The organism is Burkholderia sp. BCC0398, assembly GCF_902833245.1.
In the GTDB taxonomy this organism is placed as follows: Bacteria; Pseudomonadota; Gammaproteobacteria; order Burkholderiales; family Burkholderiaceae; genus Burkholderia; species Burkholderia sola.
The window spans coordinates 224,557-236,530 of record NZ_CADFEM010000009.1; the positions used below are offsets into that span (position 1 = coordinate 224,557).

General features: G+C 65.5%; 10 protein-coding genes. 3 read left to right on the plus strand and 7 right to left on the minus strand.

What is annotated here, in order from left to right; all coding sequences use genetic code 11:
* The first annotated feature begins 288 nt into the window (after positions 1 to 288).
* Together HWX76_RS21075 and HWX76_RS21080 are read left to right on the plus strand one after the other, a co-directional pair.
* Complete coding sequence (locus HWX76_RS21075) at positions 289 to 1,110, plus strand: IclR family transcriptional regulator (protein WP_050013354.1); 822 nt, start codon at positions 289 to 291, stop codon at positions 1,108 to 1,110.
* 193 nt (positions 1,111 to 1,303) lie between these two features.
* Positions 1,304 to 1,855: a hypothetical protein gene (locus HWX76_RS21080; protein WP_050013355.1), complete on the plus strand. Its 552-nt coding sequence runs from the start codon at positions 1,304 to 1,306 to the stop codon at positions 1,853 to 1,855.
* 652 nt (positions 1,856 to 2,507) lie between these two features.
* Here HWX76_RS21080 and HWX76_RS21085 read toward each other — a convergent pair.
* From HWX76_RS21085 to HWX76_RS21105, 5 genes are all read right to left on the minus strand, one after another.
* Entirely contained in the window at positions 2,508 to 4,865 is a 2,358-nt protein-coding gene (locus tag HWX76_RS21085) for a GNAT family N-acetyltransferase (protein ID WP_176016299.1), read from the minus strand.
* Between the two features lie 581 nt (positions 4,866 to 5,446).
* The gene (locus HWX76_RS21090) at positions 5,447 to 5,752 is read right to left on the minus strand and encodes an H-NS histone family protein (RefSeq protein WP_124555229.1); all 306 of its coding nucleotides are present in this window, start codon (positions 5,750 to 5,752) and stop codon (positions 5,447 to 5,449) included.
* Between the two features lie 102 nt (positions 5,753 to 5,854).
* Positions 5,855 to 6,127 carry a hypothetical protein gene (locus HWX76_RS21095; protein WP_012493616.1) on the minus strand — a complete coding sequence of 91 codons (273 nt, stop codon included), beginning with the start codon at positions 6,125 to 6,127 and terminating at the stop codon, positions 5,855 to 5,857.
* A 61-nt stretch (positions 6,128 to 6,188) separates the two neighbouring features.
* Positions 6,189 to 6,716 (minus strand): BON domain-containing protein, encoded by a 528-nt coding sequence (locus HWX76_RS21100; RefSeq protein WP_050013358.1) that lies wholly within the window; start codon positions 6,714 to 6,716, stop codon positions 6,189 to 6,191.
* 54 nt (positions 6,717 to 6,770) lie between these two features.
* Positions 6,771 to 8,258: a sigma 54-interacting transcriptional regulator gene (locus HWX76_RS21105; RefSeq protein ID WP_124555228.1), complete on the minus strand. Its 1,488-nt coding sequence runs from the start codon at positions 8,256 to 8,258 to the stop codon at positions 6,771 to 6,773.
* Positions 8,259 to 8,584: 326 nt separating this feature from the next.
* Here HWX76_RS21105 and HWX76_RS21110 point away from each other — a divergent pair, with 326 nt between their 5' ends.
* Entirely contained in the window at positions 8,585 to 9,988 is a 1,404-nt protein-coding gene (locus HWX76_RS21110; protein WP_050013360.1) for a GntP family permease, read from the plus strand.
* A gap of 117 nt (positions 9,989 to 10,105) precedes the next feature.
* Here the strand turns inward: HWX76_RS21110 and HWX76_RS21115 are convergent, their stop codons facing one another.
* Positions 10,106 to 10,612: a 3D domain-containing protein gene (locus HWX76_RS21115; protein ID WP_050013361.1), complete on the minus strand. Its 507-nt coding sequence runs from the start codon at positions 10,610 to 10,612 to the stop codon at positions 10,106 to 10,108.
* Between the two features lie 37 nt (positions 10,613 to 10,649).
* Positions 10,650 to 11,939 (minus strand): hypothetical protein, encoded by a 1,290-nt coding sequence (locus HWX76_RS21120; protein WP_124631352.1) that lies wholly within the window; start codon positions 11,937 to 11,939, stop codon positions 10,650 to 10,652.
* Positions 11,940 to 11,974 lie beyond the last annotated feature (35 nt).

An 11,974-nucleotide genomic window follows, 5' to 3' on the forward strand; every position in this document is an offset into this window, starting at 1 on the left:
CCGAAGCTGCTTCGCAACACGCGCCGCGCCCACGTCGATCGACCGGCCGTCATGCGCAGGCGCGCCTGCCATCGAGGCATGAATACTGGCTATTCGGGGTGCCCCTGTCATCGAAAACGTTTGCCCATCCGTTCTTGTCGGGTAATGATCGGTAAAAAGACGCTGCATTGCACACTGTATGTTTATTGCTAAGCTCGTACGGACGGCTTTCATTGCCATACGCGGAGCAGAACCGGCCAGCGTGCGTCGCCCACCGATCGACGGTAATCCCCCAACTTCACATCGACAATGCAGACAACCAACGACCCGCTTCCCGGCTGCGACGCACGGGAATCGATGGCCGCTCTTGATCGCTATCGCGCACCCGCGCTCGACAAGGGCCTCGACATTCTCGAACTCCTGTCCGAGCAGAAGGAAGGACTCACCCGCACCGAAATCACGAAGGAACTCGGCCGCAATGCGAGCGAAATCTACCGGATGCTCGAACGCCTCGTCGCGCGCCGCTACGTGATGCGTTCGACCGGCGGCGATCGCTACACGCTCAGCCTCAAGCTGTTCGCGCTTGCGCACCGGCATCCGCCGATGAACCGGCTGATCGCCGAGGCGCTGCCGCCGATGCAGCGCTTCGCCGATGCCGCCGAGCAGTCGTGCCACCTGTCCGTCTACGATCGCGGCAACCTGCTCGTGATCGCGCAAGTGGACGGGCCCGGCCCGTGGGGCGTGTCGGTCCGGCTCGGCTCGCGCGTCGGCCTCGCCGACACGGCGTCGGGGCGCATGATGCTGGCGTTCCAGAGCGCCGAGCAACGCGCGCACATGCTGGCCGAGCATCGCAAGGTGAAGGGCGAAGCGCCGCTGAACGAGCAGGAACTCGCGAACGCGTGCCAGTCGATCCGGCAGTCCGGCTATCTGCGCCAGGACAGCCGCCAGGCGTACGGCGTGACCGACCTGACCGTGCCGATCCTCGGGCCGGCCGGCCATGCGATCGCGGTGCTGACGTGCCCGTACATGCGCCGGATCGATGCGCACCTCGCGCCGTCCGTCGACGTGGTCGTCGACGCACTGCGCGGCACGGCCGCCCGTCTGTCGATGTGCCGCACGGAGACCTGCTGACACGCGCGGGTTCCAGGCAACGCGCACAGGCCGCGGCGCAGCGGCGCCGGTCCCGGTCCCGGTCCCGGTCCCGCATCCACGATGCCCGTGCGACGCCCGATGCGCGATGCCGCATCGGGCGCCCGCGGCGCTACGCTAGAATAGCGGCCCTCTCAAAAACTACGGCGGCCGGTTGTCGCGGCCGTCGTGTCCGATGGATGTCATGGCCAAACTTCTGAACGATCAAGAATTCCAGCGTTTCTCCGAACTTCAGCAGAAGCAGGCAAGCTTCACGATCACGCCCGAGGAAGCGGACGAGCTGCGCGATATCGTCGCGCGCGCGCAGAAGAAGCGCGACGATCGTGCCGCCGCGATGCAGGCGATCGAGAACTACATCGAGCAGTTCGGCATCACGCCTGACGAACTCTTCTCGCCCGAGCAGATCGGCGACGCGGCGCGCACCTACGGGCTCATCACGGCGACCAAGAAGGAACGCACGCTGCCGCCGTCGATCACGTTCAACGGCAAGCCGTACCAGTGGACCAAGACGCTTCCGGACGACGTGCGCGGCGCACTGTTCGACGCGTTCACGGCCGGCGAGTCGGTCAAGCGCTTCATCGCGATGCCGAAAGACACCGCGCGCTGTGCGCTGACGATCGCCCGCCTCGAGCGCGAAACCGGCGCGGTCTACGCCGATCCGCACCTCGAGGAACTCGCGATTTCGCGCGACCAGGTGAACGACGCGGCGTCGAAACTCGCTGCGTGAACGTGACCGCGGGCACGGTTCCTGCGTGCCCGCACCCGCGTGTCGCGCCGGCATGGGCCGGCGCCACGCCCACGGGAGCCGTGCGTTCGCATGCTCCCGTAAAAGCTCACCTCGGCATCCCGCAAGCACTCACCGCGGCCTCCCGAAACGTCTCACCCAAGGCCCCCTGAGACGCTCGCTGACGTCTCCCGAACGTCCTCACCGATCGCTCCCGCAAGGGCTCACCGACATGTCCCGAAAAGGCTCACCGGCCTCTCCCGCAGGTGCTCACCGGCCGTTCCCGGGAAGGCTCACCGAACGCTCCCGTATCGGCTCACCACGCTGTCCCGGAAAAGCTCACTCGCTGCTCCCGAAAAGTCTCACCTTGCTGATGGCCTTGAATTGGCGAGGCCGGAATACGGCCACGAACATGTACATGCACATCGCTCGAAACGGCTGCGGAAGGTGGCCATCGCAGCCCACTGCATGCGTCTCCGGACACCCTGCGTGCGGCGCGATATCGCCGCGATCGACAGATCCGACATGTTGGCAGACGTTTCACCGCAGAGATTGATTTGGAGTTATTTGCATTCCTGATTGAATTCGCAGCATGGCGGCACATTTCAGCATCGGCGCCATGCGCTGCCCTCGGCGTCGAACCACGGACCGACGCCTACGGCTGTAACTTCATCCTGAAACCCACGACGCCGGGCTCCTCGGTCGTCGACACCGCAAACCCGCACGCTTTCGCGAGCGAGATCATCGCCGAATTCTCGCGCAGCGCCTCGCCGACCATCCACGCGGTGCCGCGCGAGCGTGCGTAATCGATGATGCGAGTCATCAACAACCGGCCGAGCCCCTTGCCCTTTTGATCGGGTCGCACCGCGATCGCGAACTCCGCCGTCTCGTTGTCGGGATCGGCGACCGCACGCACCACCGCGAGCGTGTGGTCGCGCCCGGACACATCGGTGAACGACACGATGAACGCCATTTCGCGGTCGTAGTCGATCTGCGTCATGCGTGCCACCTGCGAATGATCGAAGCTGCGCACCGCGCCGAAGAAACGCATCCGCAGATCTTCCGGCGTCATCGCACCGAGCAGTTCGTTGTGGGCGGCCTCGTCCTCCGGACGGATCGGACGGATCGTCACCGTCTCGCCACGCCACTCGAGCGTCTGCTCGAGGTGTCGCGGATACGGCATGATCGCGAGCCGGCTGCGCCCCGAGGCAAGCGTGATGCGCGGCGCGATCACCCAGGCGCGGTCGGACAGCACGCGCAGCGTGACCGACATCGCGACGACTTCGCGCACGTCGCAGACGACCTGCGACAGGGCCGTCAGCGCGTCGAGCGTCGGCTCGACACGCGTGCTGCGCGCATACGGCGAGCGCTCCATCACCGCGCGGGCGAGCACCGTGTTCAGCGGCGGCAGGCCGTAGACGACAAACGGTGCCGATACGCCATCGGCCGGTGGCACGGCATAGCGAAACACCGGACCGAAGTTCGAATCGTCGTACATGTCGACCGCGATATCGACAACCTTCTTGCCGGCCGGTTCGTCGGGCTGCTCGCCCTGCAGACCGAAACGGGACAGCCAGTGCAGCGCGCCCTCGCCGGCCAGTTCATGCTGACCGGCTTCGACCAGCCGGCGCGCATCGGCCTGGGCGGACGCCACGCACTCGGCCGGCTGCAGCGGCGTGCCCTCCGGCGTCTGCATCAGCAACTGGCGCCCGAGGTTGTAGTCGACGAGACGCGCATACGCGCGTGCGAGCCGCTGCGGCGTCGTGTGCACCGGAATGCCGTTCGCGTGCAGCGCATCGCGCGTCGCCGCGTCGACCGCGCCGAAGAAACACGCGAGGATGCCGCGATGCGCGTACTGCCGCGAATCGATCAGCGTGCGCGCGACCGACTCGGCCGGCGCGCTGTGCGAAGTGGAATGAACGACGAACAGCGTGCCCGTCTGCGGAAACGGGGCGAGCGCCTTGATCGCCGCGGCAAAGTGCTCGGGGCGCGCATCGTCGCCCAGCGCGAGCGGATTGCCGGGCGCCGCGAGATGCGGCAGCGCGGCCGCGACGGCCGACGTTACCGCGGGCGACCAGTCGGTCAGCACGTCGCGCACGTCGGCCACCGCATCGACCGCCAGTTTCGCCACGCCCGCATCGCTCGTCACGAGCGTCGCCGCGCCCCGCGCGGTGACGCGGCCGACGCCGAGCGTCTCGATTTCGTCGAGCAGATCGTCGAGCGCATCGACGCGCACCATGCCCGCGCGCTGGAATGCCGCCGTGTACAGCGCGTCGCCGGGATCGGCACGGCCGGTGCGCAACGCGAGTACCGGCTTGTTGCGTGCGGCCGCCCGCGCCGCCGACATGAACTTGCGCGCCGCGCGCACGGTATCGAGTTCGAGCAGGATCGCGCGCGTGCCGGGATCGCTTGCCAGATAGTCGAGGACGTCGCCCGCATCGACATCGGCTTCACTACCGAGCGCGACGACGTGCGAAAAGCCGAGGCCGCGCGCATCGGCCCAGCCGAGCACCGCGTTCGTCAGCGCGTTCGATTGCGACACCCACGCGACGCCGCCCGATCGCGCCGTATAGGCAGGCGCGCCGAAATGCGCATGCCGCGCAGGCGACAACACGCCGAGGCTGCCGGGCCCGACGATACGGAGCACGAACGGCTTCGCCGCCTTCAGCGTGCGATCGACCGCGACGCGATCGGCATCGGTGCGCGCGTCGCCGACGATCACCGCGACGCGCGTGCCGAGTTCGCCGAGCTTGCGCACGATGCCGGCCCAGGTCGCGGGCGGCGTGCAGATCACGGCAACCGACGGCGGCGTGGGCAGCCGGTCGACATCGGAGACGACCGCATGCCCGTCGAGCTCGCGATATTTCGGATTGACCGGCCACACAGGCCCCTGGAACGCGCCGTCGAGCACACGCGACCACACCATCGCGCCGATACTGCCGGCGCGTGACGACGCGCCGACGACCGCAACGGACTTGGGCTGGAACAACGCATCGAGATGGCGAACGGTCACATCGGCTCCCTGCGGTGACGAAAGACGACACGATCGGCATGCGGCCGGGCAGGCCGTGCGCCGATCGACGCGAACCCCAAGCATAGGCGAACCGCTTGCGACTGCCTATATGCCGAACGGCCGACTATTCGACGGGTGTCAACGCCCGCACCATGGACCTGCAACACATACGGCCCGGCATCGTAGCGCCGCATGCACGAGGCACGCCACGCGGCACGACGCTGCAGCCGTTTTTTCAAAGGTGAGGATTTACAGGAGCCATGGTGAGTATCTTCGGGAATCGCACGACACACCGCATCCGCATGCGAAAGGTGATGAAAATCCGCGTGATGCATGCACCGCGAAAATCGCACATGCCAATGCGCATACATTGCGCCATTACGCGGTTGTTTACGGGAATTACCAGCAACATGCAGCCGGATCGCGGCGAATTCGCAAAACGGGATCTGTTAATTGCGCGGCATTGCACTTCAATTCGTCGGGGAAAATCGCGTGACGATTGCGCGAAAACAAAACGGTGCGAAGGCCGCATGGCCGTTCGCACCGTCAGTCGGCACACGAAAGGTGAGGATTTCCGGGAGTCAGTCCTTGATCAGGAAACGTCCGCGGTTCTTGCCGAGCCATGCCGGCGCCCGCCCGCGGCCACTCCACGTTTCGCCCGTCTTCGGGTTCAGGTACTTCGGCGGCAAGGTGCGCTTGGGCTTCGCGGCGGCATTGGCGGCGGCCGATCCTGCCGGGCGAAAACCGAGCTCTTCGGGCGTAATGTCGTATTCGTCGATTTTCGCGCGGATATGCGCAATCGCGTCGGCAATCGCCTTTTCACGTTCCTTGTCGATCTTTTGCTGAAGCCGTTCGAGCTGCGCGCTCAGTTGCCTGTAGGTCGCCATATGGATGGGACTCCATGAGTGTTATTCGTGAAAAACAAGTGACTCAAAGCAAACGGAAAAGCGCTTTGCCCGATCGTGTCTCCTCAGCCGGTCATTTCGGGATCAATAACCGCTTTTCTTCTTGCATGCGAAGAGAAGGTTTCGCACGGCGTCATCCGTGGATTGCTGGATCACGTCGAAATCCCCGTTGCACATGGCCCGGGCATTGTCCGTGCAATTGCTCCAGTCGCTGCCGGTGCATTGCACCTGAGTGGTCGGGCGCCCATCCGACGTGAACAGCGGAGCACCGCCGCCGCACCCGCCGAGCCCTGCAACCAGAGCCAACATCACGGCCGCCCGAGGCCACCGACAGACCGACGCAAGCATGTGTTTCATTATTCTTCCCGTCAACCTTTTTTTGAATGTCGCGAGTATGCCATGGGCTGCCCTTCGGCCGTCAGTCCGGCGCGCGGTCGGGTTGGCCGCGCGCCTTGTACGGCAAGCGCTTGCGCGGATCATCGGTGATGCGAACGAAAACCTGCTCGACGTCCGGAAGCGCCTCGAATTCGCGTTGCAGCGCGTGGCGATCGAGCGTCGTATCCGCGCATCCTTCGACGTAGATGAAACGTCGCTGCACGGTGATCCACAGGCTCGTGCCGCGCAGGCGATCGGAGCCGGCGAAGTGCGCCTTCGCCGCATCGGCGATCGACGCGTCATACATATACGAGTTCGGCTTCGTGCAGCGATGGGCGAGCCAGCAGGTCGTGCCGCGCTCGGCGCGGTAGTGCGCATCGTCCGTCATCTCGGCGCGCGTCATCCACGGGCCGAGCGGCAACGGGCATTCGGCGACGTCCTGCGACAGCGCGACGAACGGATCGTTGTACCAGTTGCGCCGCGCGTCGGGCGCGTCGGCATCGCCCGACTGCGCGAGCGCGGCACTCGCCAGCAACAGGGTCAACCACCCTGCGAAGCCGATCCGCTTCATCGTGACCTCCTGTTCGATGCGTTACATCGGGCCGCATCGGCGTCGCCGAACGGCCTAACGGCCAATACCGAGCGCGGCCAGTTTCTTGTACAGCGTCGCGCGGCCGATGCCGATGCGCGCAGCCGCTTCAATGACCTTGCCGTCACAAGCCGCCAGCGCATCGCTCAGGAACTGGCGCTCCCACGCCGCCAGTGCATCGGCATACGAAGCGGCCGGCGCCCCGGAGGCCGTCGACGCATCGCCCGCACGCTGCTCGGCCGGCACCGCGGCAACCCGCTGCGCCGGCGCCGCGCCGTCCGCCGAGATGCGCACCGGCCCGAGAAACGGCGCGAGCGCGCGCGCATCGATCACCGAACGGTCGGACAGCATCAGCGCGCGCTCGAGCGTATTGCGCAACTCGCGCACGTTGCCGGGCCACGGATACGCGCACAGCATCCGCAGCGCATCGTCGGTCAGCTCGCAGTGGGCGGCGCGCCCGTGCTGCGCGGCCAGTTCCTCGAGCGTCGCGTAGACGAGCGCCGCGATGTCGGATGCGCGTTCGCGCAGCGGCGGCGCATGGATCGTCAGCACGTTCAGCCGGTAATAGAGATCCGCGCGAAAACGTCCGGCCGCCACCAGCGCCGGCAGGTCGGCCGACGTGGCGGCGATGATGCGCACGTCCGCGCGCACGATCCGGTTCGAGCCGACCGGCTCGAACTCCTTGTCCTGCAGCACGCGCAGCAGCTTGCCCTGCAACGGCAGCGGCATGTCGCCGATCTCGTCGAGAAACAGCGTGCCGCGATCGGCCAGCTCGAACTTGCCGACGCGGCCCTTGCGATCGGCGCCGGTGTACGCGCCAGGCGCCGCGCCGAAGAATTCGGTTTCGAGCAGCGTGTCGGGGATCGCGGCGACGTTGACGGTCACGAGCGGCTGGAGCGCACGTGCCGACGCCGCGTGAATCGCGTGGGCGAGCAGTTCCTTGCCGGTGCCCGTCTCGCCAAGCAGCAGCACCGGCGAATCGACCTGCGCCGCGCGGCGCGCCTGGCGCTTGGTCTCGAGGCTCGCGGCACTCGTGCCGACGAAGCTTGCGAACGTGTATTTCGCGCGGCGCGCCTGCGCGAGCGAGCGCTGCGTCGCGATCAGTTGCTGCTGAAGCTGCGCATAGCGGGAAAAAATCGGCGTGAGCGTCTTCAACTGATCGAACAGCGCGAAGCCGATCGCGCCGACCGTCTCGCCGGCCTCGTTCTTCAACGGCAGGCGCGTGACGACGAGCGGCTCGCGGCCCGTCTCCATGATGTCGAGCAGGATCGGCTGGCCGGTCGATACGACCTCGCGCATCAGGCTGTTCGGGATCACGGCCTCGCAGTCGAGGCCGACGGCCTGCTGCGGATCGGCGAAACCGAAGCGCGCCGCGTAACGCTCGTTCATCCACACGACACGCGCGTCGCGATCGACGACCACCGTGCCCGCACTCGAATCCTCGAAGGTCCGGAACAGCGACTCGGCGGCGCGCCGCAGCACGTCGCCGTAGTTGACGGGCAGGCGGGCCCAGTCGTTCATCATCGTGTCGTCGTCTCCGTATATCGTCGGCCGGATGTCTCCGGAACGGGACGGATTATCTCACTCCGGAGACACACCGCAACGCGTTTTCCGGGAAAGCCCTGCACGATGTCGAGGGTTGGCCGGATGGCCGAAACGTCTCCAGATGGAGACGTTTTATGTAGAATCGTCAGACTTGGACCGGCGCGGGCCCGCCGGCCGCCGGCGGACCCATGTCCGGCGGCGCAATCCGGCCGATGGCACGAAACCTGCACGAACCTGAGTTGGTCCGCGGCGCATCGCGCGATCGAACAACAACCAAAGCCATTCCAAGCTTTTAGGAGACTCCCTTGTCTTTCGTGATCGTCCTCGCCGCGCTGGCGTTCCTGATGTTCGCCGCGTATCGCGGCTACAGCGTGATCCTGTTCGCGCCGATCGCCGCGCTCGGCGCGGTGCTCCTGACCGAACCCGCCGCCGTCGCACCGGTCTTCTCCGGCATCTTCATGGAGAAGATGGTCGGCTTCGTCAAACTGTATTTCCCTGTCTTCATGCTCGGCGCCGTGTTCGGCAAGGTGATCGAACTGTCCGGGTTCTCCGAGTCGATCGTCCACGCGGCGATCCGCTACATCGGCCGCTCGCGCGCGAATGCCGTGATCGTCGCGGTGTGCGCGCTGCTCACCTATGGCGGCGTCTCGCTGTTCGTCGTGGTGTTCGCGGTCTATCCGTTCGCGGCCGAACTCTATCGCCAGAGCAACATCCCGAAACGGCTGATGCCCGGCGCGATCGCGCTCGGCGCGTTCTCGTTCACGATGGATTCGCTGCCCGGCACGCCGCAGATCCAGAACATCATCCCGACCACGTTCTTCAAGACGACCGCGTGGGCCGCGCCCGCGCTGGGCACGATCGGCTCGCTGTTCATCATCGTCGTCGGTCTCACCTATCTCGAATGGCGCCGCCGTTCGGCGATGGCAAAGGGCGAAGGCTACGGCACGTCGCTCGTCAACGAGCCTGAGCGCGTCGAGGCGAAGGCGCTGCCGCATCCCGCGCTGGCGATCCTGCCGCTGATCCTCGTCGGCGTGTCGAACTTCGCGTTCACGAAGCTGATCCCGCAGTGGTACGGCGCCGCGTCGTACACGGTCGCGCCGGAAGTGCTGCCGGGCGTGCACGCGCCGGTCACCACGTCGATCAAGACGGTCGTCGCGATCTGGTCGGTCGAGGCCGCGCTGCTGCTCGGTATCGTGCTGGTCGTGCTGACCGCGTTCAAGCGCGTCAGCGGCCGTTTCGCGGCCGGCTCGAAGGCCGCCGTCGCCGGCGCGCTGCTCGCCGCAATGAACACCGCGTCGGAATACGGCTTCGGCGGCGTGATCGCCGCGCTGCCGGGCTTCCTCGTCGTCAGCGACGCGCTGAAGAGCATCCCGAACCCGCTCGTCAACGCAGCCGTGTCGGTCAGCTCGCTCGCGGGTATCACGGGCTCGGCATCGGGCGGCATGAGCATCGCGCTCGCCGCGATGTCGGACCTGTTCATCAAGGGCGCGCAGGCGGCCAACATCCCGATGGACGTGCTGCACCGGGTCGTCGCGATGGCGAGCGGCGGCATGGACACGCTGCCGCACAACGGCGCGGTCATCACGCTGCTCGCGGTCACGGGCCTCACGCACCGCGAGTCGTATCGCGACATTTTCGCGGTCACCATCATCAAGACGCTCGCGGTGTTCTTCGTGATCGCCGTGTACTACGCGACGGGGCTCGTGTAACACGGGGAGCCGACCGCCGACACAAACGCCCACACGCGTCGGCCTCAAGCTCGGCCCTGCCCGGCCCGCTCGTGCCGTCGCACCACGGGGCCGGCATCATCGACGCCCTTCTGCCTGCTACAACGCGGTATTGGCCGACACGCAAACGGTGCCGTTCCCGGCTGTCACATGGTAGGTTTCCTGCCTCGCTGCATTGCCGAACCCGCAGAAGATGTCGATGTGTTTGCCCTTGATGCCGCCGCCCGTATCGGCGGCAGTCAAAATCCGGTCGCACCACGGAGCGGGCGCGGTCGGAATGCGAAGCACCGTGCCCAACGGAATCGCGTGAACGTCGACCGCTACGCAGCCGATTTCCAGACGCCCGTCGCGTGCATCCTTCGGAAAATCCGATTTCACCCAGTGGCCGCCCGACCAACCGAGAAACCAGCCGTATCGCGTTTCGCCCCATCCTTCCATCCTGCAGGCGTCGAGGAATTTGGCGGGAAACACATCCTCGCCCCATTCCGTCACCGAAGCAGGAACGGCAGGATCCTGGAAATCCGTTTCCGCCGGCAGGTAATAACCCGTGATGCGCCACCCCGTCGTGCAGGGAAAGCCGGGCAGGTCAACAATGTCGTTCGCCATCTCCATTCCCTTGTCTTGTCTCGTCTCGAACCGGAATCTATTCCAAAAAATCCAGATAGCCATTCGGCCCCGCGGGGTCCAGTGCTTCGGGTGCGCCGGTCACGAAGTTCTGGGTGGCAGCAATGGACGGATTGCTTGCGGAATATTGTTCGAGTGCGAGATACGCCGACGCGAAGGCAATTCGCATCGCCGCACGCGAACTGATGACCTTGATGGCCGTCCCGAGGGTCTGGTTGTCACCGACCGAAATCTTGCCGAAGATGCCGAGCGATACGCCGAAACCGCCGGCGCTCTGTGCGATCAACCCGTTCTCGAGCTGCGCGACATCGCCCGCGCCCTTTGCCACATATCCGAGAACCTTCGCATTCTTCGCGGTCACGCCGCAGCCGGCGGATATGTCCTTGTAGGAGGCGGCCTTCGACGTCAGCGCCGTCGGTTCAGCGTCGCTCCCCCCCGGGTAGTAAGTTACGGTGTTAGCGCCTTTCGCCGTCGACGTCACGCCGAACACCGGCGTCGTATCGACGAGATCGGCCAGATATTCGACGAGTACTGTGAGCGCACCCGAGATGTCCGCATCGGAAACGGTAATCGACAGATCGATACCCTTCGCGCTACCGAGGTCGGGCAATTTCAATGCGGGCTTCGATATCTTCTGCCCGAAGCGATCGATAAACTTCCCGTCGTAATACGCCGAGAAATAGGCAGCAAACAGGTTGTCGTGTTTCGCATCCGCACTGTCCACGGGTGCGCGAAGTACCGGCCGCAATTGGGCACGGCTGATCTTGGCGGAAAAATCCTTAAACTCCCGGAGGGTCACCGTCAGATTCGGCGAATAGGCCTGCACCTCCGCCGCTTGCTTGTCGGCACCGGGGATGCCGGCCGCAAACCCTAGCGAAGTCTGTGCCGTCGCTACCGATTTGATCATTGCCGACCGAAATGCGATGTAAACCGGATCGCCACGGATCACCGCCGGAACCCGTGCATCGGCTCCCGCTTCGATCGACTTCCTGAACGCATCGAAGCGCTTCACCGATTCGCGCGGCAGGCTACGCGAAAGTCCACCGTCCGGCGCTGCCGCCTGCAATTGCTGAACCGTTCGCCCCATCGTCTCTGCAACGGCCGCCTGCGGCAATACATAGGCGAATTCGGCATCCCGGCGCAGCACTTCAACGAAAGTGGACTTGCATGTCTGCAAAGACTGTCGCGGCGGCGCATCCGTCGCGGGCACAACCGGCAGCAACATCCCGCCAAAATCGAGCGACACGCATCCCGCGCAAACAACCGTACCGGCAATACATGACCACGACCAGATTGCTTTCTTGTTCACGATGGATCCCCGTTGTGTTTCTTTTGAACGTGAAC